Source organism: Ruminiclostridium papyrosolvens C7, from assembly GCF_000421965.1.
In the GTDB taxonomy this organism is placed as follows: domain Bacteria; phylum Bacillota; class Clostridia; order Acetivibrionales; family DSM-1351; genus Ruminiclostridium; species Ruminiclostridium papyrosolvens_A.
On record NZ_ATAY01000093.1, the window covers coordinates 26,369 to 51,681 of the forward strand.

Sequence of the window (25,313 nt, forward strand, 5' to 3'; positions counted from 1 at the left end):
CATGATTTCTTTTGACTGCTTTGAGCTGTCAGAAGCAGTAGCAGGTAAGCTGCTTTGGGGAGAACCTGGTATGACTTTTAACGGTGTAACCACTGACTCCAGAAAGGTTACCAAGGATAGTTTATTTATTCCGCTAATCGGAGAGAAATTTGACGGTCATGATTATATAGAGCAGTGCTTCAAGGCTGGTGCGTCGGTTTGCCTGACTTCTAAACAAATACCGCCCGTTACAGGCTGCTCTGCGGTTTTAGTGGATGATACCGCCAAGGCTTTACGGGATTTGGCTGCATGGCATCGCAGAAAATTTGATATACCTGTGGTAGGAATAACAGGAAGCGTGGGTAAAACCAGTACAAAAGACATGGTATCATGTGTGCTGTCTCAAAAGTATTGTGTTTTAAAGACACAGGGTAATTTCAATAATGAAATAGGCCTTCCGTTGACTGTTTTGAATATTGATAACAGCCATGAATCAGCTGTAATAGAGATGGGAATGAGTGGTTTTGGCGAAATCAGCCGGCTTACCGCTATTGCCAGACCTCGTATTGCTATAATAACAAACATAGGTGTTTCACATATTGAAAAGCTCGGCTCACAGGAGGGAATTTTAAAGGCAAAACTTGAAATTCTTGAGGGTCTGGACAAGGATGGACTAGTAGTATTGAACGGAGATGACCCGCTACTGAGGCCTTTGAAAGGAAAGCTTCCTTTCAGGACTGTTTTCTATGGAATGAACAGCGGCAACGATTACACAGCCTTAAACTATCAAACCTTGGGAGAACAGGGAACTAGCTTTGAAATAACAGTAAACGGCTGCGGGTATAACATTGAAATTCCTGTTCCGGGTATACATAATGTATACAATGCACTGGCTGCTATTGCAGCAGGAATTGAAATGAAGATTCCCATGGAAATAATTGTTGATGGAATTAAACAGTTCAGCCCGGGAAATATGAGACAGAGTATAATAAATCATAATGGCATAAAAATTATAAATGATGCCTACAATGCAAGTCCTCAGTCCATGCAGGCAGCAATTAACGTTCTTGAGGAAATATCTTCAGGTTCACGAAGTATTGCAGTTTTGGGAGATATGTTCGAGATGGGGGAAATGTCAAAGGATTTGCACTACTCAGTTGGGGATTTTATAAAGAACAAGAAGATAAACTATCTGGTTACTGTTGGACAGGATTCAGGAATGATATCTCAGGCAGTGGCTGATTCAGGCAATGGTGAGATAAAATTGCATCATTTTGAAAACAACAAGGAAGCACTTAAATATATTCTCGGAATAGTAACGCCAGGAGATTACGTATTGATTAAAGGCTCAAGAGGAATGAAAATGGAAGAAATCGCTGACGGAATAATGAAGTCAGAATGATTTCCATATAAATAAACAGGGGGAAATTGTTTTGCTTACTTTTTCTTTGACATCTGAACATATAATAGCGTTTGCGGCAGCGTTTGTGCTTGCTCTTATTGCAGGCCCCATATTAATTCCGTTTCTGCGGAGGTTAAAATTCGGCCAGACAGTAAGAGACGACGGGCCGCAGACTCATCTAAAAAAAATGGGGACGCCGACTATTGGGGGGCTTATTTTTATTGTCCCGGTAACGCTTACATCAATATACTTTTATCAAAGCTATCCCCAGATAATACCTGTACTGATGTCAACATTGGGATTTGCTGCAGTTGGATTTATTGACGATTTTATAAAGGTTGTAAAAAAGAGGAAGGACGGACTTTTCGCAGGTCAGAAAACTTTCTTTCAATTGATTGTATGTGTTTCCTTTGCTTTTTATGTCATGAGGTATACAGAAGCCGGAAGCTCAATCGCAATTCCGTTTACAAATATGATTATACAACCTTGGGCTTACTTTATATTTATAGTCTTGTTTATGTACTTCTTTTCTAATGCAGTAAACATTACGGATGGTTTGGATGGACTTTGTGCGGGAGTTACGCTGGTTGTAGCCATATTCTTTACAATCGTTTCCCTTACAAACAGTGAGTGGGGGTATATAAAAGTATTTTCTGCTGCCATTGCAGGAGGTTGTCTTGGCTTTCTGGCATTTAACATTCATCCTGCAAAGGTGTTTATGGGTGATACCGGAAGCCTTGCGTTGGGGGGAGCATTGACATCCATAGCAGTTATGATGCGTATGCCCCTTATATTATTTCTTGTAGGAGGCATATATCTGATAGAAGCACTTTCGGTAATTCTTCAGGTTGTATCCTTTAAACTCACCGGGAAGCGAATTTTTAAAATGGCACCAATTCACCATCATTTTGAACTAAAGGGGTGGAGGGAAACCAAGGTTGTAGCAGTGTTTATTATAGCGACAGTACTGCTTGCAATTGCTTCACTTATTGTGATTGGTTCAGACATATTTTGATAATGGGAATTTATAACATACTTTTTACATATAATCAAAATATACACGGTACAAGGCTGGAGGAATGAAATGAGGAACAAGAACACAAAGCCTTTTGATTTTTGGATATTTGCAGCAGTAATTTTGTTACTTTCATTAGGAACCATAATGGTATTCAGCTCCAGTTATTATTTTTCTACACAAAAGACTGGTGAGTCATTTATGCTGCTAAGGCCGCAGCTCCTTTACATGGCATTGAGTATTGCGGTTCTGGTAGGGACGATGAATTTTGACTACCGTAAATGGGGTAAGATATCCCCAATTATTCTTATGGTAAGCATTGGTTTACTTATATTGGTATTAATCCCTGGAGTAGGGCAAAGGCAAAACGGTGCACAGCGGTGGCTTGGAGTCGGTTCAAAAACTATTCAGCCCTCGGAGCTGGCGAAGCTGGGAATTATTATGTTTTTGTCTTTCAGCCTGTCCAAGAGAAAAGATGTTTTGCAGTCATTTACTAAAGGACTGTTGCCATATCTTCTCTTAATTGGGTTTGTCGCCGGACTGGTTGTAGTAGAACCGCATTTAAGTGGTACTCTAATAATAGTAATTACTTCATTTATAATTCTATTTTGTGCGGGGGCAAAGATTTCACACTTTGTTGTTATGGCTGCACCCGGTGTAGTCGGCGTTGTTGGTGCGATATTAATGGCGTCATACAGATTGGATAGAGTCAAGGCGTGGCTCCATCCATTTGATTTCTACAAGGATCAGGGCTGGCAGACGGTTCAATCTTTGCTGGCTATCGGTTCAGGAGGAATCTTTGGAAGGGGATTGGGACAAAGTATGCAGAAGTACCTTTGGATTCCCGAGCCCTACAATGACTATATTTTTGCAGTTTTGTCAGAGGAGCTTGGATTTATAGGGGCACTTGTGGTAATGCTCTTGTTTCTTATATTTATCTGGAGGGGCATTAAAGTTGCCATGAATGCGCCTGACACCTTTGGAAGCCTTATGGCAACAGGTATAACCTGCCTTATTGGTCTGCAATTTCTGTTTAACGTTGCAGTTGTAACAAATTCTATACCACCGACAGGTATATCTCTTCCGTTCTTTAGCTATGGGGGAACATCACTGGTATTTCTTATGTTTGGAGTTGGAATACTGCTAAATATATCAAGATATTCAAATTATGAACGATTCTGAGGTGAGATCATTTGAAGGTTTTAATAGCAGGAGGAGGAACGGGAGGGCATATAAATCCCGGACTGGCGATTGCAAAGTATATAAAGCAAAAGGACCCAGAAGCTGATATTGCATTTGTAGGGACAAAAAAAGGCTTGGAGACGAAATTGGTTCCCAGAGAAGGTTTTCCTTTGGAAACAATTACGGTCAGGGGATTCAAAAGGAAGCTTTCGCTGGACACACTTATCGCTATAAAGGAACTGATACAGAGTTTCTTTCAGGCATCAAGACTTTTAAAAAGAACTAATCCGGATGTTGTTATTGGTACAGGAGGATATGTATGCGGTCCTGTGCTGTATATGGCAGCCAAAAAAGGAATTCCCACATTAATACATGAATCAAATGCTTTTCCGGGTGTAACCAACAGGCTGCTTGAAAGATATGTCAATTACGTAGCCATAAGCTTTAAGGATGCAGAAAAGTACTTTAAGAATAAGAAAAAGCTGGTTCTCACCGGTAATCCGGTAAGGGAGGAGCTGCTTAAATCCCACAGAGAAAATGCTATATCCGATTTGGGCATTGTTGAGGGAAAACCTTTGATAGTTGCAATGGGCGGCAGCAGAGGAGCAAGGAAAATCAACGAAACAATTGCAGATATGATCAACAACTATTTCAAGGGTGAATTTAACTTGATTTTTGCAACAGGAGAAGCTCAGTTTGAGGATATAAGCGTAACTGTTAAAGTTGATGAAAAGTACAAGAGTATGGTAAAAGTTGTACCTTACATATATAATGTAGATCAGGTTTATACAGCAAGCGATTTGATGATTTGCAGAGCGGGAGCCATAACAATTAGTGAGCTTCAAGCTATGGGGATACCTTCAATTCTGATTCCGTCACCTTATGTGACAGCAAACCATCAGGAGCATAATGCAAGGTCACTGGAGAGAGACGGCGGAGCAGTGGTAATACTCGAAAGCGAACTTAATGCTGATTTACTCTATAAACAAATTTGTAGTTTGATATCCAATAAGGATGTATTGAAGAAGATGTCAAAAAGTGCTTCGAAAAACAGTGTAACAGATTCAGTTGAAAAAATATATCACCTTATAAAGGAGATAATATAAAAACAGCAGGAGTTAAACTCCTGCTGTTTTTCTTACTTTAAGCCTGTGGGTTTTGTTCTCTAAAAGAAGAAAAAACCTTTTTTACTATAGTTCCGCCAATCTTTCCTGCTTCTCTGGAAGTGATATCACCATTATAACCTTCCTTCAAGTTGACACCAACTTCTCTTGCAACTTCGTACTTCATGTTGTCAAAAGCTCCACTGCTTCTTCCGCCACTTCTGTTGTTAGCCATAATAAATCACCTCCTTAGTGATTATTATGGCACATAAAGTCCAAAATATAATAAGTAAAAAATGGTTTTTTAGCTAAACAACTAATAGAAAAAAAGATAAAAAATATGTAGACTATTGTTGAAATATGTGATAGAATCATTTTCGGATAAAAAAACTTTTAAATTAGTCCAGAGAGGCTAGTAAGGGTATATATGGGAAAAGTGTATTTTTATGGATAGAGACCCTACCTTACTGCGCCTAGTCAGTAAGGTTTTTTTATTTGCATAAATCAATTTTCGTATGTTGGATATGATTAGAATTATCATATTAAAATATACGAGTTGATTACAAAATTTTTGGAGGGGATTTATACAATGAAAAACGAAAGACCGGTAATACAAGTTGACCAAAAAGTTCCTTTTTTAAAGGCAATACCTCTCAGTTTACAGCACCTTTTCGCAATGTTCGGGGCATCTGTATTAGTACCGTTTTTATTTAACGGTTATGCAAAAAGCGATTTTCTTAAAAACGTTCTTCACACGACAATTGACAAGCTGACACCGGACCAATTGGTTCAGTACAACCACGTTCAGGTTATAGACCCGGCACTTGTACTTTTACTTAATGGTATTGGAACATTGATTTATCTGCTGCTTTGTAAAGGAAAAGCTCCTGCATTTCTTGGCTCCAGCTTTGCGTTCCTTTCACCTACAGCATCAATAATTGCAAGTTCAACAAGTTATAACGACAACTTTTCAAAGGCCCTAGGCGGGTATATAGTATGCGGTTTGATATTTGCAATAGTAGCTCTCATAATAGGCAAGGTCGGTACAAGCTGGCTTGATGTAGTTCTTCCGCCTGCTGCCATGGGCCCTATAGTTGCACTTATAGGACTTGAGCTTTCTGGCAGTGCTGCTAGCATGGCAGGCCTTCTACCAAATGAAAAAGGTGCTTTTGACACCAAAGCTATAATTATTTCTCTTGTAACCCTTGCAATAGTCATAATAGGAAACCTTTGTTTCAGAGGCTTTCTTTCGGTAATACCTGTACTGGTTGCCGTGGTTGCCGGCTACGGTCTGGCAGCTGTAATGGGCTACGTCAATACTGATTCAGTAACATCTGCACATTGGTTCAGTGTACCAACCTTTGTAATGCCTTCATTCAGCTTTAATGCTATGTTGATAATGGCACCTGCAGCACTGGTTGTTTTATCAGAACATATCGGACATCTTTTTGTAACCAGCAACATAGTTGGAAGAGATTTAACTAAGGATCCCGGACTACACAGGTCATTGCTCGGAGACGGATTGTCAACAATTCTTTCCGGATTTTGCGGTTCATGCCCAACAACAACCTATGGTGAGAACATGGGAGTAATGGCGATAACACGAGTTTACAGTGTTTGGGTTATCGGAGGAGCAGGGGTTATCTCAATAATAATCGCTTTCATAGGAAAGCTTTCAGGTATCATATCAAGTATTCCGCAGCCTGTAATGGGCGGTGTAAGTCTGCTGTTGTTTGGTGTAATCGCCGCTTCCGGTATCAGAATGATAGTTGAAGCAAAAATAGACTACAGCAAATCAAAGAACCTTATACTTACTGCAGTAGTATTTGTAATCGGTATCAGTGGTGTAACAATAAAGCTTCCCGGAAATGTAGAGCTAAAGGGAATGGTTCTTGCTACTCTGGTAGGAATAGTAATAAGCACATTATTCTATGTACTTGAAAAATTAAAGTTGACAAATGACTAATAATACAGAAAAGCTTGTTCAGGTTGATAAATTTAACCTGAACAAGCTTTTTTTGTTTTAACCAAAATTTTTTATATAATCAGGAACTTTTTCGCGATTGAAGCCTTAATGTAAGAAATTTCTTCCTGCGTCTTAGCTCAGAGGGATATATAAAAACATCATTTTTTATAAGACCCAGAACATGATTAACAATCTTCTCAGCTGAAGCATGATCAAAATAAATCCTTTGAGCCTGCTTTATCTCATTAAGCCCCTTTGCATTATCAGCCAGTAACCCGGATACAACAGCGGCCAAAGATGACAAATCATCACAGTATATACCAAGTTTGTTATTAACTGCAAAATCAGGATTTTCCTGTTCTTGTCCGGGTAATGCGCCTGTTATTATAAGAGGCACATTGCAGGCAACCGCTTCCATCATAACATTCGGGCTGCCCCTGGTAAAAGCGATATCTGATTTCAGCATAAAATCCTGAATATTGGTTACGTAGCCATGTACTTCAACTCTCCCCGGAAATTGCAGAGAGAGAGTCTTCTCCAGTTTTTCCTTCATTGATTCGTTTCTACCTGCAATAATGCGTATATTACAGTTAAAATTGTCCAGAAGAATTCTGGCAACATTATTCATATCCCCGGAACCTTCTCCGCCGCTCATAATAAGACATTCCAACGGTCTGTCCAAAGTATAGTCATTATGCTCGATTTTCTGAGAAATATGCTGAGTGAATCTGGACCTGACAGGGAAACCAATAACCTCCAATTTGTGTGCGGGAACACCGAACCCCATGCATCTTTGCTTTGCCTCTTCAGTAGGACAGATTATACAGTCGGCTCTTGAATCGGCCCACATTGGTGATATACTTACCAAATCGGCTACAAAGGTGGCAAAAGGTATATTTATTTTATATTCTTTAAGTATGTTTATAATAGGCGTATTAAAAACAGGATGTACACTTAAAATCAAATCGGGTTTTAGTTTCCTTAATAACTTAATAAAATTCTCCCTAATTGTTAGTTCTGTAAACTCATGAATGAAGGTCGGGTTCCTTTTGGAAATCTTCCATGCTAGCTTCCATATTTCCTTTGCATTTCTGGTTACCATACCATAGGATTTACCTACCTTTATCCACATATTGCCACCAAGTTCGAATCCATCTATTATATTTAAGCAGACATCTTCATGTATGCAAAATTGCTCCTGTAAAGCTTCGCTGATACTTTTATGACCATGTCCCGTATAATCTGAAGATATTATTACAACATTTTTCATGTTTTTTCATTGCCTCCAATAAAGATTATGTATCATTTACCAAACTAATTATATAATATTACAATCTTTTAGTAAATTGATAGGTATTTTCAACTCTTTTTATTGTACGTTAATAAAATACAAAAGTTCGATTTATTTTCATATAATTAATATATCCAAACGTTATAATCGCATTACACTTTTCATATATTTATAACGCTTGATATTTGTCCGCTTAATAAAATTCCGGGGATGTGAGGTTTTTGAAAAAAACTGCAAAAGTAGTTCTAACAGTTATGATTATTTTATCAAACCTGATATGTACTAATATGGTAAAAGCAGATGATACAAATGATGATGGGCCCATTACTAATGATATAATTAAAAATGAGAGTTGGGAGGCTGCCGGAAATCAGCTGCCACGAGTTTCGGCCGGCGCTGCAATTGTAATGGACGCCCAAAGTGGCAGGGTTTTGTATGAGAAAAATGCGTATAAGCGAAGTTCTATTGCAAGTACAACAAAAATTATGACTGCAATTGTTGCCATTGAAAATGGAAAAGATGATGAAGATGTTATTGTCAGCAAAAAGGCAGCATCTATCGGGGGGTCAAGAGTAAATCTTAAACAAGGAAAAACTTATAAACTGGGGAACCTTCTCAATGCAATGATGCTCAGGTCTGGGAACGATGCGGCTATTGCAATAGCCGAGCATGTTGGAGGTTCTGTTGAAGCATTTGCTGAAATGATGAATAGGAAAGCCGCTGAAATAGGAGCAACCAATACAAATTTTGTGACGCCTCATGGATTGGACGATCCGCAGCATTACTCAACTCCTTACGATCTGGCATTGATCACCCAGTATGCTTTAAAGAATGAGAAGTTCTGCAAAATAGTAAGCACAAAATCCTCTTCCTTTGAAGGAAATCCCATTAATAATACAAATGAGATGCTAAGCCTTTACCCGGGAGCAGACGGAGTAAAAACAGGCTATACCGGTCAGGCAGGAAGATGCCTTGTAACCTCTGTTACACATAATGGATGGAAAATTATATCAGTAGTATTAAATTGCTCCACGAGGTCTGTCAGGGCTCAGAGTAGCAAGATATTGCTGGATTATGCATTTGGCAACTACAAGACTTACGACTATCTGAAGCAGGGGCAGCAGATATCAGAAGTAGGCATACATAAAGGTTTATACAATGCAGTTGGAATATGTTCTGATAAAGATATTTCAATTCCATTGAAAAAGGACGAAGCGGACAGAATTAAGGTAGAATATGATATTCCTAAAACACTGGAAGCACCGATACAAAAAGGTAGCAGGATTGGTACCGTTAACTATATTCTGGACGGTAAAGTGTTGGCGTCGGCTGATGTAAAAGCCACTGACAATATTAGAAGAAAGGATTTCTACTATTATTTTGACCGGTTATTTAAAACATGGGCAAGACTTGTACATCAACATTAAAGATGGGATAATAGTAGAGTATTTTTTACTTTTACGTACGAAGAGGGAATTTTAATGAAAACACTGCTGGTAGGCATAAATTCAAAATATATTCACACCTGTCTTGCAATTTGGTATCTCAGAGCAAGTATTAATGGAATTGACAATATAACTGTCCGTGAATTTACCATAAATGATATGCAGGATAATATCCTTTCGGAAATTTACAGGGAAAAGCCCGGCATTATAGCATTTTCATGTTATATATGGAATATTGGGATTGTTCTTTCAATTTCAAAGGAGATTAAAAAGCTGTTGCCGGACTGCCACATAATTCTGGGGGGGCCTGATGTTTCTTATGACTCTGAGCAAATCATGTCTGAAAATGGGGACGTTGATTTTGTTATATCCGGAGAGGGAGAGGATGTATTTCCGGTTTTGGTAAAAGACTTATATGCCGGTACGAAGCAGTATAAAACATTACAGGGAATAGCTTATAAAAGCAGCTGCTCTGTAATATTTAATAAGGGCTTTAATCTGGTTAAAGAGCTTGATAAAGTCTCTTCGCCATATAATAACGAATTAATGAAAACTACATTAAACAGAATTGTTTATTACGAATCATCCAGAGGCTGCCCATTTTCCTGTTCCTATTGTATTTCATCCACCTTCAACGGGATAAGATTCTTTAGTATGGAGCGTGTAAAAAGTGATATATTTAGAATTCTTGAGTATAAACCAAGACTTATAAAATTTGTTGACAGGACATTTAACTGCCATAGGGAAAGGGCGAAAGAAATTATAAGATTCTTGATATCCTTAAATTGTGAAACAGTTTTCCATTTTGAGGCAGCCGCAGACCTCTTTGACAGTGAGATGCTGGATATACTTAGAAAAGCTCCAAAAGGCAGGATACAGCTTGAAATAGGGATTCAGACTATAAACACTAAAACCTTGAAGGAAATTGACAGAGTAACGGATATAGATGTGTTAACCGGGAATGTGAAAAAGATCCTTAGCATAGGAAATATCCATGTTCATCTTGACCTGATTGCAGGTTTACCTTATGAGAATTTTGAATGTTTTAAAAAATCCTTCAATTATGTCTATAACCTGAAACCTCAACAGCTTCAACTGGGCTTCCTGAAAATGCTAAAGGGCTCAAGAATAAGGGAAGAATCCGAAAAACACGGTTTCTATTTCAGAGACTATGCACCATACGAAGTTTTGAAAAACAAGTATATTTCATATGACGAAATCCTTCTTTTAAAAGACATGGAGGAGACTTTCGAGAGATATTACAATTCAGGCAGGTTTGGTAATTCACTAAACTTTATTGAAGCTGATTGTTTTACTTCGGATTCATTTAATATGTATGAAAAGTTGGCACATTACTGCAGAAAAAACGGATATCTGGACAGACCCGTATCCTATAGAGAAAATATAAAGATTCTGTACAGTTTCTATAAAGACATTTGCCAAGATAGTACAGACTTTGAAAAGTTCAGGCAATACATGGTACTTGATTTTCTCAGCACAGACAGTTCGGGTGCAATTCCGGATTGCATAAAAAGGGAAGATGATTCTCTGTCTCCCGGTGATATTCACTCTATGCTTAGAAATGAAGAGTTTATTGATAAATATCTTCCTCAATATAAGGGTACTCAGGCAAAAAATATATTAAAAAGGGTATTCTTTGTTAAATTAAATTTATTATATCCATCTAATGAAGTACTATTGTTTGACTATTCATCCAAAGATGAAGTTTCAGGAAAGTATCAGAATGTTTCAGTAAAAGGAATTCCTCTGTAAGTTATTATATTCCTATGGAAGAAACAATCTCTATCAGCTTTTTCCAATTTTTAATATCTTCACCAAGTGCATTTTTCCCGGATGAGGTAATACTATAGTACTTACGGGGAGGCCCGTTGGAGTCTTTCCCCAAATAAACTTCCGTAAGTTTTTCCTTGTTGAGCCTTCTGAGAATCGCATAAAATGTACTGTCGTTTACTTCGGGGAATAACCAACCCATTTGTTTCATAACATCATACCCGTACATATCCTGTTTGGATATGATATGAAGAATGCACATGTCAAGTACTCCCTTTTTTATTTGTGCATCCATAGCTGTTTACCTTTCTTAAAGTAAAATAATAATTTGAGAGTTAATACAATTACTAAACTAATCAAAAATGGAGTAAGGCATATAAGCATATGATACATTACTTTATCTGAATATTCATTACGAATCCTCCTTTATAATTAGTGTGCATAACTACTGTTTATTAATCAATAGATTGATTTCATTATAATAAGCTTCAAACTGTAAGTCAATAGCTAACATGTTAATAAATGTAAATTAAATATTTGTTAAAATTATGTCACCTTTCTTTCACTTTTTTGTATTATAAACTGACAAACAGAAAAGTGTGTAATTAATAATATTTTTAAAATGACCACATATATTTTAAAATGAGAAATATTTTATAAAATTACTAATAACTACCACGGCATAAAAGGGAGGGGCTTAAATGACCAAACCGGAATTTGATTTTAGTGAACTGATTAAAAGAGACAGAGAGGAACATATACGCAAACAATTTGATGGAACATTCCTGGATTATTTGCAAATAGTTAAATCCAATCCGGAGATTGCCATGCTGTCTCATCAAAGATTGTATGAGCTTATCAGCTGCAAGGGAGTTGAAGCTGTCAAAACCGAGGAAAATCCAAGGTTAAGAAGAATTTACGGAAACGATATAATTAAAAAATACACATTCTTTGAAGACGATTTTTTTGGTAATTGATAAAACAATAATGAAAATTGTAAGGTATTTCCATTCTGCAGCCATGGCCGGAGAAGAGGCAAGACAGGTTTTGTATCTGGTGGGGCCGGTAGGGGCAGGTAAATCATCGCTGATGGAAGCACTTAAAAAAGCTTTGGAATCCGCTCCGCCTATATATTCCTTGAAGGATTGCCCGATGAGGGAAGAGCCACTTCATTTAATTCCAAAGCACCTTCGGAAAGATTTTGAGGAAAAATTAAATGTAAAAATTGAAGGTGATTTATGTCCTGTTTGCAGGTACCGTTTAAAGAATGAGTATAACGGGGAGTATGAAAAGTTTCCGGTTGAATCAACAGGCTTTTCCATAAGGTCAAGAAAGGGTGTCGGTGTAGTGCCTCCGGTAGACCCTAACAACCAGGATACTTCAATACTAACCGGAAGCGTTGATATATCAAAAATAGACCTCTATTCGGAAGACGACCCAAGAGTACTATCCCTCAATGGTGCTTTTAATGCGGGAAACAGAGGTATTGTGGAGTTTATAGAGGTATTTAAAAATGAAACGGAATACCTACACACCATGATAACAGCAACTCAGGAAAAATCTATTCCATCGCCGGGTAAGGGTGCAATGATATATTTCGACGGAGTCATACTGGCCCACTCTAATGAGGCGGAATGGAACAAATTCAAGTCAGACCATACAAATGAGGCAATTCTGGACAGAATTGTAAGAATTGAGGTACCCTACTGCCTTGAATTAAACGAGGAAATAAAAATATATAAAAAAATGCTTTCAAAGAGCAAATTCAAGGCACATATAGCACCTCATACCATAGAAATTGCATCCATGTTTGCAATACTGACCAGACTAAGCCCATCCAACAAGGTAGACCCGCTTACCAAGCTTAAAATATACAACGGTGAGGAAATTTTGGAAAAAGGAATGACTCGTAAAATAGATATATTTGAGCTTCGTGAGGAGGCACCCAGAGAAGGCATGACGGGTATATCAACCAGATTTATAATGAAAGCTCTTGATACTGCATTGTCCGAATCGGAGAATGACTGTATAAATCCAATTGCGGTTATGGAAGCTTTGATAAAATCCGTAAAAGAGCTTGGAATCGGGGATGACGAAAAAGAACGTTATTTAAGGCTTATATATGATTCTGTAAAGAAGGAATACAATAAAATTCTGGAAAAAGAAGTTACAAAGGCGTTTATCCATGGCTACAGAGAACAGGCTGAGAGTCTTTTCAATAATTACCTTGACCATGCAGAGGCCTTTGTCAACAAGACCAAGATAAAGGATAAGAACACAGGCGAGGAGCTGGAGCCGGATGAAAAATTCATGCGTTCCATTGAAGAACAGATAGGTATCTCCGATACTGCGGTAAAGGGGTTCAGGTCGGATGTCACCGCATATATGTTCTTTGTTATGAGAAATGGGGGAAGTCTGGATTATACAAGCTATGAACCTTTGAAGGATGCAATAGAGAAAAAGCTGACGGCATCCGTAAGAGATTTAAGCAGGATTATAACACAGGCAAAAGTAAGGGATAAGGAACAGACCCAGAAATATAACACAATGGTAGAAGAAATGAAGAAGAACGGCTACTGCGACCACTGCTGCAACGTCATATTGAAATATGCTGCAAACAATCTGTGGAAGGATTAATTGGAGGGTCGAGTATGGCTATTTTCAGAGACTGCAGTAACATCGGTAAAGACAGGTCAGCCGAAGACAGAAGGAGACACAGGGAACTTGTTGAGGAATCCATAAAGAAGAATTTAGGCAGTATTATTGCAGAAGAAAGTATAATAGGCAAAAGTAAGGATAAGAAAATCAAGATTCCCATAAAAGGAATAAAGGAATTCCAGTTTATATATGGCAAATCCAAGCCCGGCGTAGGGGCAGGTGACGGCAATGAAAAAAGGGGCGATAAATTTGCTGGGGAGGCACAGGAAGGAAAAGGTAAGGGAGGTGCTGGAAATCAGGAGGGAGAAGATGTTTATGAAACGGAGATAACCATTGAGGAGGTAATAAAATACCTTTTTGATGACATGAACCTTCCTGATATTGATAAAAAGCAGCTATCCCAGTTGGAGGAAAAAAGCTACAGAAAGCTTGGTTACCAGCACAAAGGTATTCCTCCGAGACTTGCCAAAAAACGCTCCGTTATTGAGAAAATAAAGCGCAAACAAGCCTCCAAAAGGTCTGAAGATGGAGAGGATACTACATATGATAAAGAGGAAGGTGAAGAAAGGTTTCCGTTTATTGAGGAAGATTTAAGGTACTACAGAATCAAAGAGGATAACAAAAGAGATTATAATGCAGTTGTTCTGTGTATTATGGATGTTTCGGGTTCCATGGATCAAACAAAAAAATATCTGGCAAGAAGCTTTTATTTCCTTTTATATCAATTCCTGCGACTGAAATATGCCAACGTGGATGTTGTTTTTATAGCTCACACAACAACTGCAAAGGAAGTAAACGAAAGAGAGTTTTTCCACCGGGGTGAATCCGGTGGAACCTACATCAGTAGCGGGTATGATAAAGCTTTGGAAATTATTACTGAAAGATACAGTCCTGCCAACTGGAACATTTATGCTTTCCACTGTAGTGACGGAGACAACTGGTCTGAAGATAATAAAAAAGCAGTTGAAAGTGCTAACAAGCTATGTGAGGTATGCAACCTGTTCGGCTATGGAGAAATAGTACCCGGTTATTACAATATAGGCAGTACCATAAAAAACGAATTTCAGACCAAGATTAAAAGTAAGAACTTTGCAGCTATTAATATCAACAAAAAAGAGGATGTCCTTCCGGCACTTAAAAAGCTCCTTGATAAAGTAAGCGACAGGGACGAGAAGGCGATTTTAAATTAGATAAATATTGAATAAATCGGGAGGAATAAAAAGCCTATGGCGGATTTTAGTTTAAAGGAGCTGGAATACTGGAATGAGCGTATAGAAAAAATAGCGGTGGAAAGTGGCCTGAACTTTTATAATCAGGAATTTGAAATAATAAACTATGAAGATATGATAGGCTATGAATCATACGTAGGAATGCCATCCCACTATCCTCACTGGAGTTACGGAAAATCCTTTGAAAGGATTAAAACTCTACACAAATATAATCTAACAGGACTTCCATATGAAATGGTTATAAACTCCAACCCATGTATTGCTTACCTGATGAAGGATAATTCACTTCTTATTCAGATACTTACAATAGCACATGTATATGCACATAATGATTTTTTCAAAAATAACAGGCTTTTCAATAAAGGAACCAAGGCTGAGTATGCCGTAGAAACCTTTAAAAACCATGCCAACCGGATACGTGATTATATTTCTGACCCAAGCATCGGTTATGGAAAAGTTGAAAAGATTCTTAATGCAGCACATGCCGTAAAGCTGCAAACTGAAAGGATAATTGACTTCCACAATAATAAAAAGCAAAAAGAGGAATCAAAATCCGCTTTAACTGAACATAAATCTGCTTTTCCGAACCTTGACAGATACTCAGGAAATGAAAGTAAGGATGACACTGAGGCTGGCAGTCAGGAAATAAAAATACCGGAGGAGCCTCAGGAGGACATACTGAGCTTTATTGCAGAATATGGTCGTTTGCAGGATTGGGAAAAGGATGTACTGTCTATTGTAAGAGAAGAAGCTCGGTACTTTATCCCGCAGATTGAAACAAAAATAATGAATGAGGGTTGGGCAAGTTTCTGGCATTATACCATATTAAACAAGCTTGAACTTCCTCAGAATATGCATTTTGAATTCCTAAGAAAACACAATGAGGTAATCAGGCCTTTAAAATCAAGTATAAATCCGTATTTCATAGGATTTAAAATCATTGAGAACCTATATAATACACAGGGTAAAGATAAGATATTTGAGGTAAGGGAAAACGAGAGAGATCAATCTTTTATCAGAAGATACCTGACGCAGGAACTGTGCGGTGAAATGAATCTCTTTGAATATATAGCCACGGGAAACGATTACATGATTTCAGAGGTTTCAGATGATGAGGGCTGGAAAAAGGTAAGAGATACTTTGTGTGATACAGTGGGTATTGGGAGTATTCCAACAATAAAAGTAACCGAATGGAGCCCAAAGGAGAATACTTTAGTTCTGGAACACGAATTCGACGGGCGTGAACTGGAATTGAGTTACGCTTATGAAACACTTAAACATCTTGTGGATTTGTGGAAGGGTAAAGTCGTACTGACTACACACCTGGAGGAAAAGAAGAAAAATATAGCATGTGATGAAATGAAAAGAATATCGCTGTACACTTGAGATAGAGCCACTTTCACAAAATTTGTTAGCACTCTTGTTGATTGAGTGCTAAAAAATACTTGAAACTTTACACTATTCGAGTTATATTATTAATAGTGTAAAAAATGAAGTGGAGGTAATATTATGAAACACGAAAGCGGAAGTATTTCAATAAATACGGAAAATATATTTCCAATAATTAAAAAGTGGTTGTACTCTGAAAAGGACATATTTATTAGAGAACTTGTGTCAAATGCAAGTGATGCCATTAGCAAAATGAAAAAACTTGATGCTATGGGAGAAGCCGAACTACCCGAAGGTAATAAATTTGAAATAAAGGTCATTGTCAATAAAAATGATAAGACCATAAAAGTAATAGATAACGGATTGGGAATGACAGAGGAAGAGGTAAAAAAATATATCAATCAGATTGCTTTTTCAGGAGCAGTCGATTTTCTTGAAAAATACAAGGACAAGTCAGACGACGGACAAATCATAGGTCACTTCGGTCTGGGATTTTATTCGGCATTTATGGTATCACAGCGTGTCCAGATTGACACTCTCTCATATCAGAAAGATGCAGCTGCTGTAAGGTGGGTAAGTGATGGAGGAACAGAATTTGAAATGTCAGATTCTGACAGGAATGAGAGAGGAACAACAATAACTCTCTATCTGGCTGATGACAGTCTGGAATTTACAGAAGAATACACGATGAGAACTACCCTCGAAAAATATTTTGCCTTCCTACCATATGAACTATATCTTGAGGATGCTGCAAAGGTAGAAGAGAAGAAAGAAGAAACAAAAGAAGGCGAAGAGACTCCAGCTGCAGAGCCTAAAAAGCCTGAACCTTTAAATGATACACAGCCTCTTTGGCTTAAAAATCCAAAGGACTGCACAGACGAAGAGTATAAACAGTTCTACTCAAAAGTGTTCCATGACTTTAATGAACCGCTTTTCTGGATACATTTGAATATGGATTATCCGTTTAACCTCAAAGGTATACTTTATTTCCCTAAGCTCAAACACGAATTTGAGACTAACGAAGGGCAGATAAAGCTTTACTACAATCAGGTATTTGTGGCTGACAATATAAAAGAAGTAATTCCTGAATTCCTACTGTTATTAAAAGGTGTACTGGATTGTCCTGATTTGCCATTGAATGTTTCAAGAAGTTTCTTGCAGAACGATGGTTATGTTAACAAGATTTCCACTCACATAACAAAGAAGGTTGCAGACAAGCTTACGTCCATATTTGAGAATGACCGTGAAAACTATAACAAATACTGGGATGACATAAATCCATTCGTTAAGTATGGCTGCTTACGTGAAGAAAAATTCTACGACAGAGTTAAGGATGTCCTAATTTTCAAGTCAACCAAGGGAGGCTACACTACTCTCAAGGAATATCTTGAAAACAACAAGGATAAGCACGAAAATAAAGTATTCTACGTTTCTGATGAAAATCAGCAGGCTCAGTATATCAAGCTATTTAATGAAAACGGAATGGAAGCGGTAATACTTACAAACATGATTGACAATCACTTTATGTCACTCCTTGAAAGCAAAGGAGCAGGCTTGCAGTTTAACAGAATAGATGCTGATATTTCTGCAAGCATGAAGCAGGAGAACACAGGCATTCCTGAAGCTGATGTAAGTTATTTGGAGAGTTTATTCAAGGAAACGGTAAATGATGAAAAACTTAAAATACAGGTTGAATCCTTGAAAAATGAAACTATACCGGCTGTAGTACTGCTGTCCGAGCAGTCCAGAAGAATGCAGGAAATGAGCAAGATGTTCGGAGGAATGGATATGGGTCATATGTTCCCAAAAGAACAGACTCTTGTATTGAATTCTTCAAATAAACTTGTAAAAGCATTACTTGATTTAAAGGAAAAGGATGAAAGAAAAGAAGATGTAAAGCTGGTAAGCGAACATATATATGATTTAGCCATGATGAGTCACCAGACTTTGGGGCCGGATGCAATGGCCAAATTTATACAAAGAAGTAATGAGATATTGATGAAGGTTCTTTAATTAAAAAACAGCAAACAAAAACCCGGATGGTATTTAACCGCTATCCGGGTTTTTATATGATAATAATATTTTAGTATTTCTGTCCTTTTAAAACATAGTTAAAAATATTGTAAAATTTTGCCGAAAATTGTTTAAAAAGTACTATTATATGATATAATTTTAATAAATTAAATATTTTAATTAACACGAAATCAAATAGCTGAACAGACTAATTTATTAGCATTAAATGCATCAATTGAAGCAGTAAGAGCAGGAGAACAGGGAAAAGGATTTGTAGTAGTAGCTGCGGAGGTCAGAAAACTGGCAGAGGGAAGTACAAAGATAGTAAAAGATATTAACGTAGTTATAAAAGATATTTCATTACAAACAGAAACTGCGGTAGAATCATCTGTTAACGGATATAATGCTGTTAAAGAGGGAGAAAAGCTGACTAATGATGTATCTTCCTACTTTACTGAGTTTAAAAAGGTGTTTAATAGAACTAATCAGTCCTTACTGGATGAAGCAAAAATGATTGAAAAAATATCAGATAGTTTTATTATTATTAAGGAACAGGTAGAAAATGTAGCTTGCATTTCAGAAGAAAATGCTGCTTCAACACAGGAAGTTGTTTCAACTGTACAGAGGGAAAACAGTGATATAGTTAAGATAGGTCTATCTATAAAGGATATAAATATACTTAGCAGTGAACTAAGCTCAATGATTCAGAATTTATAGCTCTTTTATTTCAATGAATTTTGTTATACTAATATCGGCTATTAATAAAAATACCACTCTAGCTAAAAGATAATTCTTAGCTGAAGTGGTATTTTAAATTGATTCTATTTATTATCTTTATCTGTCTGTCTTATTTCAACACGTCTTATCTTACCGCTGATTGTTTTTGGAAGCTCATTTACAAACTCAATAATTCTTGGATATTTGTAAGGTGCCGTAACCCTCTTTACATGATCCTGAAGTTCCTTCACCAATTCGTCACTTGGAGTATAGTTCTTAGCAAGTATAACGGTAGCTTTTACAATCTGACCTCTGATAGGGTCAGGAACAGCAGTTATGGCACATTCCAGAACTGCAGGATGTTCAAGCAAAGCACTTTCAACCTCAAAAGGCCCGATTCTGTAACCTGAGCTTTTAATTACATCGTCAGCTCTGCCTACAAACCAGAAATAGCCGTCTTCATCACGCCATGCCATATCGCCTGTATAATAAATACCATCATGCCATACACTCTTAGTAAGGGCTTCATCTCTGTAGTATCCACCGAACATACCGGCAGGTTTCCTTTTAGTGGTCCTAACAACAATCTGGCCTTCTTCACCATCCTGACATGAATTTCCGTTGTCATCAAGAAGGTCTATATCATATCCCGGAGACGGCTTACCCATTGACCCCGGCTTTGGTTCCATCCATGGGAAAGTACCTACTGTAACAGTCAATTCTGTCTGACCGAAAGCTTCCATTAGCTTTATGCCGGTAGCCTTGTAAAATTGGCTGTATACCTCCGGATTGAGAGGTTCTCCTGCAACAGTGCAGTATTTAAGACTGCTCAGGTCAAACTTCGAGAGGTCTTCTTTTATAAAAAATCTGTAAATTGTAGGAGGAGCACAAAAAGAAGTAACATGGTGCTTTGATATAACCTCAAGCAGTTCCTTTGGAACAAACTTATCAAAGTCATATACAAACACGGCACAGCCTGATAACCATTGGCCATATATTTTGCCCCATACAGCTTTAGCCCAGCCAGTATCGGCAACTGTCAGATGCAGGCCGCCTTCAGAAACATTCTGCCAGTATCTGGCGGTAAGGATATGTCCCAAAGGATATTCGTAATCATGCTGAACCATCTTTGGCATACCTGTAGTACCCGAGGTAAAGTACAGCAATGATATGTCACTGTTGTGTGAACCCGAATCTCCCTCCGGCCTTTGAAATTCGCTGGAAGCTTCATCAATGCCGGATGAAAAATCCAACCAGCCATCCTTGGTACCATCAATCAATGCCTTATATTTTACGGTCGGTGTTTTGCTTTCGGAATCTTCTATATGCTTTACAACCTCTGGTTCGTTAACACAAACGATCATTTTTATATCTGCTGCATTAGCCCTATAAACTATATCCTTTGAAGTGAGCAGATGAGTTGCCGGAATTGTAACGGCACCCAGTTTATGCAGAGCCAGAATACAGAACCAGAACTCGTATCGTCTTTTTAGTATAAGCATTACAGGGTCGCCCCTTTTAATACCCAATGACTTAAAAAAGTTGGCTGTCTTATCGCTATACTCTTTTAGCTGACCGAATGTGAAGGTTGCTTCGGCTCCCGATTTGTCACACCATACAATTGCTACCTTATCTGGCGTTGCCTTTGCATATTCATCAACAACGTCATATGCAAAATTAAAGTTCTCAGGTATATTTATTTTAAAGTTCTCGTAAAAATCATCATAAGATGTAAAGTCTACCCGAGATAAGTATTTTTCCAACATTACTTACTCCCCCTGATACCTAAAGAATAATTGCCAGAAATCTGGCTTTTTTACCATTCATAGCTTTCATTCCATGACTTGCTGAAGAATCAAAATAAACTGAATCTCCTTCATTCATAACAAGCTCGCGTCCATTAATTATTATTTTCAGAGTTCCTTCTATAATATAGTTAAATTCCTGTCCTTTATGGGAATTAAAGTGTACAGGTGAATCGGCAACCTCCGGCTCTACAGTTACTACAAAAGGCTCAGCCTTTTTCCCGACAAAATTGTAAGCAAGGCTGTGATATTTATAATGTTCGCGTCTTTCAACACTTACACCTTTTCCATCCCGAACAAGCTGATAAGTGTGAAGTTTTGGAGCATCTCCCGTAATTATTGCTGAAAGTTCAACATTAAACTTATTTGCTATTTGATAAAGAAAACTTACCGGAATATCGGTTTCACCGCTTTCATATGACCTATAAGCTTCTTCAGAAATTTTGAGCTCTGCTGCAAGTGCTTCAACAGTAATTTCAGATATTTCTCTTAACTCTTTTATTCGTGAAGCAATTAATCTGATTTGTTCAGACATATAATCACCTTCCCATGTTTTATGTAGTTAAATAAATAGTCTTACAACAAAATAATATCATAAAAACAGTGAATAGTTGCAAAAAAAGCTGGAAGATATGTACTAAATTCAATACATCAATCATTAAACTATGTTAGCACATTTGATTTGGTAAATATATACCGTAAAGAACCTTTTGAACATAAATTTTTAATGTTTTCTGCTTTTTTTCATACAAAATTCCATCATAGTTGAAAATAGTAAAAGTATCTTTAATAATATGGAATTTATTCAAATAATATGATACTATGAACTTGTGTTTTATTTTATCTATAAACTTACTGGGGGCGAAAAACATGTCTATAGGCAAAAAGATACTGTGTATTGTAATCGGTTGCATAATTATTGTCGGCGGTGGGACAGCCTTATATAGTATTTATGATTTTCCTGTTTATATAATTACGGCAATATTCTGTGTATTTGCTGTTGCGATAGGATTGTGGCTTACTTTTTCTCTTACCATGCCTATCAAAGTGCTTTCACGGGTTGTTGAACGAACTGCGAATTTTGATTTATCACATGACCAAACATATAACCGAATAAAAGGTAGAAAGGATGAAATAGGTTTTCTTGCAAGAAACCTTTCAACTATGAGGGGTTCATTGAGGGAGATACTTGGGCTCATGGCTAATGCATCTGAAAAAGTTATTGAAAATTCTCAGCAAGTAGAAAGAATGACCGAAAACTTAAAAGAAAAAGCAGATGATACATTAACAACTACAGAGCACATATCAGCATCAATGCAGGAATCAGCCGCTACATCTCATCAGATTAATTTCAGTACTCAGGAAATAAAGAAAAATATTAATCTTATTGCCCAGAATTCAGAGGAAGGGGCACAAACAGCAAATGAAGTCAGTATTAAGGCAAGTGAAATAAAGGAAAGTGCTGTACTATCAGCAGAGAACGCAAATAATGTATACCTTGAAGTTAAACAGCAGCTTCAGGGAGCAATTGATAAGGCTGGAGAGGTTTCTCACATTGACCAGCTCGCTCAGGCTATACTTCAGATAACGGAACAGACAAATCTGCTTTCACTTAATGCGGCTATAGAAGCAGCAAGAGCGGGCGAAGCTGGAAAAGGTTTTGCTGTGGTAGCAGATGAGATAAGAAAGCTTGCAGACCAGTCTTCAAAAACCGCAGCTGATATTAAGAATATAGTAAAGACCGTAAATGAATCAGTAGGTGCATTGACTGACAGTGCGGGAGTACTTCTGGAATTCGTAGACAAGGAAGTATTAAACGACTATAAAAAGCTTATTGATACAGGCGAGCAGTACTATAACGATTCAGCACAGTTCAGTAAGATAATGAATGAATTTAATGACTCTGCAAAGGCTATGAATAATTCCATTGCAAACATTGTTACTGCTTTGGAACAGGTTACTTCCAGTGTAAATGAAAGTGCAGAAGGAGTTGAAGTTATTACAGTTAAAACAGCTGAGGTTGTCGAACACTTTGTAAATGTAAAAATTTCTACTCAGGATAATCTTGTTGCTTCCAAAAAGCTGAAGGATCAAGTATCAAAGTTCACATTATAAATGAAAAATACAAATTTAAAAGCCGCATCTGATAAGGTTAACCATAATACTATTGTCAGTGCGGCTTTTTTGGGAAATATTTACTGGCCAAAACCGCTGTAAATAGCCATAAAAAAAACTAGCTGACTATTTTGTAAAATGATAGTATAATATAAAGAGGTTTCCTTACTTAGAATTTTATACCCTTTATAATAAATAAAAGTAGGTGCTAATGTGGAAAGAGAATATGTAAAAGTAAGTAAAGACATTATGGATAGTATTTTGGCTGACGATGTTTATACCCGTGGAGGGAACATGATAGTTCCGTCTGATACATTGATATCAGAGCATATTATCAAAAAACTAAAAGCCTTTAGGGTTGAAAGAGTAACCATATACAGGTCTCATTCAATTCTTGGCAACGAATATCTTTCAGATATGAGTATTAGTGACAGCCAGAAACAATATATTGAGGATGTTAATGCTACCAAGGCAATATTGCGTGACCTGGCAATAGGTAAGCAACTGGATATTAATAATGTAAGAACCATTACAGATAATATCTATGAGAGACTTGGAGACGTAAATTCAATAATTGAATGTATCAATTCAATTAAAGTAGCCGATCAATATACATATTCACATTCTGTAAATGTTGCATTTTATGCAATGCTATTGGGTAAGTGGATGAACCTGAGCAAATTGCAGGTTAAGGATCTTGCCATGGCAGGTCTTTTGCATGACATAGGCAAATCCAAGATATCTACAGAAATTATAAATAAAAAGGGTCCACTTAACGAAAATGAGTTTGAGATTATAAAAAGGCATCCCATTTACGGGTATGATATTATAAAAAGCATTCCTGAAATTTCAATGGAAATAAAAAGGGCAGTTATATTGCATCACGAAAAGGAAAACGGTACAGGTTATCCATTCGGGATTCAGGGCAATAAAAAGAATCTTTATGCAAAAATAATTACGGCTGCAGATATATTTGATGCAATAACGTCCGAAAGGGTTTACAAAGAAAAGCAGACACCATTCTCAGCATTCAAGGAGATGGAGAAAATAGGGTACGATATTGTTGACCCTATGGTAATGGGTGTAATGTTTGATAATATGCCAAGGTATTATATCGGGTCAAAGGTAAAGCTGGACAACGGCGAAATTGGGGAAGTAGTATACGTTCCAAGTTCTTGTGCATATGCTCCCGTTGTAAAAATAAACGAGGATTTTGTTGACTTTGCAAAGGAAAAAGAAGCACTTATAAGTGAACTGCTATAGTTTTATATCAGTTCACTTATAAAAGTTTTCACTGCTTTAGATAACACCACGTTTTTCATAGTGACAACCCCTATACTTCTTGGAGGTAGGGGTTCTTTTGTTATAATCTTGAATAAATCACCCGATTTTATTGCATCCACAGCACTTTCTTTTAGTACACAGGCTATTCCTGTACCTATTTTTGCGAATTCGACCAGAAGGTCAAGACTTTCCAGCTCTATTTCAGGAGAACATGTTAGGCCTTGGCTTTGAAAGAAGCGATCAACAGATTTCCTGGTTGAACTGTCCGACTGCAATAATACAAGAGGATATCCGTTCAATTCTTGCAAGGTTATTTCCCTTTCTTTTAATTCTTTAAACTTATCTGATGCTACAAATATATCCTGAACAAAAATAAAAGGGACTGCATTAAACATATTTTGGTTAACCGGCAGAGTAGAAATGGCAATATCTATAAGGCCTCCTTTTAAAACGTCCAGTAGTTGGGGAGTAGTTCTGTTGATAACCTTAACCATAATATTCGGGTACATTTGTCCGAATTTTTTTATATATGGCATTATGAAGTATTTACAGATTGAATCGCTTACTCCTATTCGAATTTCGCCGGCAGTGAGGCCTTCAAATTCCTGAAGCTTTTCTTCGGCAGTTTTCAAAAAGTTATAGGCCTGAGAAACATAACTGAAAAGAAGCTCGCCTTCATTTGTCAGTTGGATATTTCTCGACTTTCTGTGGAATAAAGTTACTCCCAGCTGCTTTTCAAGGCTCTTGACAGACTGACTTACTGCTGACTGTGTTATAAAGAGTTTGCGTGCTGCCTCTGAAAAGCTTTTTATTTTCAGCACAGTGATAAAATATTTTATACAATTCAAAAGTTAATATCCATAAGTACTCCTAATATAATGTATTAAATATATTAATTTTACTAATATATTTTATCATAATATAATTAC

19 protein-coding genes and 2 pseudogenes are annotated in these 25,313 nt (G+C 37.2%); 15 read left to right on the top strand and 6 right to left on the bottom strand.

Annotation, left to right across the window (positions count from 1 at the left end):
- The first annotated feature begins 1 nt into the window (after position 1).
- The 4 genes from L323_RS38275 to murG all read left to right on the top strand — a co-directional run bounded on the left by L323_RS38275 (position 2) and on the right by murG (position 4,684).
- Positions 2 to 1,381: a UDP-N-acetylmuramoyl-tripeptide--D-alanyl-D-alanine ligase gene (locus tag L323_RS38275; protein WP_020816963.1), complete on the top strand. Its 1,380-nt coding sequence runs from the start codon at positions 2 to 4 to the stop codon at positions 1,379 to 1,381.
- Between the two features lie 31 nt (positions 1,382 to 1,412).
- Positions 1,413 to 2,396 (top strand): phospho-N-acetylmuramoyl-pentapeptide-transferase, encoded by a 984-nt coding sequence (mraY, locus tag L323_RS38280; RefSeq protein ID WP_020816964.1) that lies wholly within the window; start codon positions 1,413 to 1,415, stop codon positions 2,394 to 2,396.
- A 69-nt stretch (positions 2,397 to 2,465) separates the two neighbouring features.
- Entirely contained in the window at positions 2,466 to 3,578 is a 1,113-nt protein-coding gene (ftsW, locus tag L323_RS38285) for a putative lipid II flippase FtsW (protein ID WP_020816965.1), read from the top strand.
- Positions 3,579 to 3,589: 11 nt separating this feature from the next.
- Positions 3,590 to 4,684: an undecaprenyldiphospho-muramoylpentapeptide beta-N-acetylglucosaminyltransferase gene (murG, locus tag L323_RS38290; RefSeq protein WP_020816966.1), complete on the top strand. Its 1,095-nt coding sequence runs from the start codon at positions 3,590 to 3,592 to the stop codon at positions 4,682 to 4,684.
- Positions 4,685 to 4,721: 37 nt separating this feature from the next.
- On the opposite strand, the gene L323_RS38295 is transcribed toward murG, so the two are convergent.
- Positions 4,722 to 4,916 carry an alpha/beta-type small acid-soluble spore protein gene (locus tag L323_RS38295; RefSeq protein WP_012634928.1) on the bottom strand — a complete coding sequence of 65 codons (195 nt, stop codon included), beginning with the start codon at positions 4,914 to 4,916 and terminating at the stop codon, positions 4,722 to 4,724.
- A gap of 354 nt (positions 4,917 to 5,270) precedes the next feature.
- Here L323_RS38295 and uraA point away from each other — a divergent pair, with 354 nt between their 5' ends.
- A complete protein-coding gene (uraA, locus tag L323_RS38300; RefSeq protein WP_020816967.1) occupies positions 5,271 to 6,647 on the top strand; it encodes a uracil permease in 1,377 nt (458 codons plus the stop codon).
- Positions 6,648 to 6,726: 79 nt separating this feature from the next.
- Here uraA and L323_RS38305 read toward each other — a convergent pair whose 3' ends face one another.
- The gene (locus L323_RS38305) at positions 6,727 to 7,917 is read right to left on the bottom strand and encodes an MGDG synthase family glycosyltransferase (RefSeq protein ID WP_020816968.1); all 1,191 of its coding nucleotides are present in this window, start codon (positions 7,915 to 7,917) and stop codon (positions 6,727 to 6,729) included.
- A 242-nt stretch (positions 7,918 to 8,159) separates the two neighbouring features.
- Between L323_RS38305 and L323_RS38310 the strand changes: the two genes are divergently transcribed.
- Positions 8,160 to 9,365, top strand: a complete 1,206-nt coding sequence (locus L323_RS38310) for a D-alanyl-D-alanine carboxypeptidase family protein (RefSeq protein ID WP_020816969.1) — start codon at positions 8,160 to 8,162, stop codon at positions 9,363 to 9,365.
- A 54-nt stretch (positions 9,366 to 9,419) separates the two neighbouring features.
- The gene (locus L323_RS38315) at positions 9,420 to 11,156 is read left to right on the top strand and encodes a B12-binding domain-containing radical SAM protein (RefSeq protein WP_020816970.1); all 1,737 of its coding nucleotides are present in this window, start codon (positions 9,420 to 9,422) and stop codon (positions 11,154 to 11,156) included.
- A 4-nt stretch (positions 11,157 to 11,160) separates the two neighbouring features.
- On the opposite strand, the gene L323_RS38320 is transcribed toward L323_RS38315, so the two are convergent.
- Entirely contained in the window at positions 11,161 to 11,469 is a 309-nt protein-coding gene (locus tag L323_RS38320; RefSeq protein ID WP_020816971.1) for a PadR family transcriptional regulator, read from the bottom strand.
- Between the two features lie 406 nt (positions 11,470 to 11,875).
- Between L323_RS38320 and L323_RS38325 the strand changes: the two are divergent.
- The 6 genes and pseudogenes from L323_RS38325 (at position 11,876) to L323_RS41815 (ending at position 19,180) form a co-directional block, all read left to right on the top strand.
- Positions 11,876 to 13,811: pseudogene (locus tag L323_RS38325) on the top strand (PrkA family serine protein kinase).
- Between the two features lie 14 nt (positions 13,812 to 13,825).
- Entirely contained in the window at positions 13,826 to 15,022 is a 1,197-nt protein-coding gene (gene yhbH, locus L323_RS38330; protein WP_020816972.1) for a sporulation protein YhbH, read from the top strand.
- Positions 15,023 to 15,058: 36 nt separating this feature from the next.
- A complete protein-coding gene (locus L323_RS38335) occupies positions 15,059 to 16,447 on the top strand; it encodes a SpoVR family protein (protein ID WP_020816973.1) in 1,389 nt (462 codons plus the stop codon).
- A gap of 123 nt (positions 16,448 to 16,570) precedes the next feature.
- Positions 16,571 to 18,463, top strand: coding sequence for a molecular chaperone HtpG (htpG, locus tag L323_RS38340; RefSeq protein ID WP_020816974.1), 1,893 nt, complete (start codon positions 16,571 to 16,573; stop codon positions 18,461 to 18,463).
- 195 nt (positions 18,464 to 18,658) lie between these two features.
- Positions 18,659 to 18,928, top strand: a pseudogene (locus L323_RS42180) (methyl-accepting chemotaxis protein); the annotation flags it as partial.
- A 45-nt stretch (positions 18,929 to 18,973) separates the two neighbouring features.
- Positions 18,974 to 19,180, top strand: coding sequence for a hypothetical protein (locus L323_RS41815; protein ID WP_020816975.1), 207 nt, complete (start codon positions 18,974 to 18,976; stop codon positions 19,178 to 19,180).
- 104 nt (positions 19,181 to 19,284) lie between these two features.
- Here the strand turns inward: L323_RS41815 and L323_RS38350 are convergent, their stop codons facing one another.
- On the bottom strand, positions 19,285 to 20,946 hold the full coding sequence (locus tag L323_RS38350) for an AMP-binding protein (protein ID WP_020816976.1): 1,662 nt from the start codon (positions 20,944 to 20,946) through the stop codon (positions 19,285 to 19,287).
- Between the two features lie 19 nt (positions 20,947 to 20,965).
- Positions 20,966 to 21,520, bottom strand: coding sequence for a helix-turn-helix domain-containing protein (locus L323_RS38355; protein WP_020816977.1), 555 nt, complete (start codon positions 21,518 to 21,520; stop codon positions 20,966 to 20,968).
- Between the two features lie 335 nt (positions 21,521 to 21,855).
- Between L323_RS38355 and L323_RS38360 the strand changes: the two genes are divergently transcribed.
- Together L323_RS38360 and L323_RS38365 are read left to right on the top strand one after the other, a co-directional pair.
- Entirely contained in the window at positions 21,856 to 23,100 is a 1,245-nt protein-coding gene (locus tag L323_RS38360) for a methyl-accepting chemotaxis protein (protein ID WP_020816978.1), read from the top strand.
- A 213-nt stretch (positions 23,101 to 23,313) separates the two neighbouring features.
- Positions 23,314 to 24,363 (top strand): HD-GYP domain-containing protein, encoded by a 1,050-nt coding sequence (locus L323_RS38365; RefSeq protein WP_020816979.1) that lies wholly within the window; start codon positions 23,314 to 23,316, stop codon positions 24,361 to 24,363.
- 2 nt (positions 24,364 to 24,365) lie between these two features.
- On the opposite strand, the gene L323_RS0121200 is transcribed toward L323_RS38365, so the two are convergent.
- Positions 24,366 to 25,232 (bottom strand): LysR family transcriptional regulator, encoded by an 867-nt coding sequence (locus tag L323_RS0121200; protein ID WP_031342485.1) that lies wholly within the window; start codon positions 25,230 to 25,232, stop codon positions 24,366 to 24,368.
- Between the last annotated feature and the right edge of the window lie 81 nt (positions 25,233 to 25,313).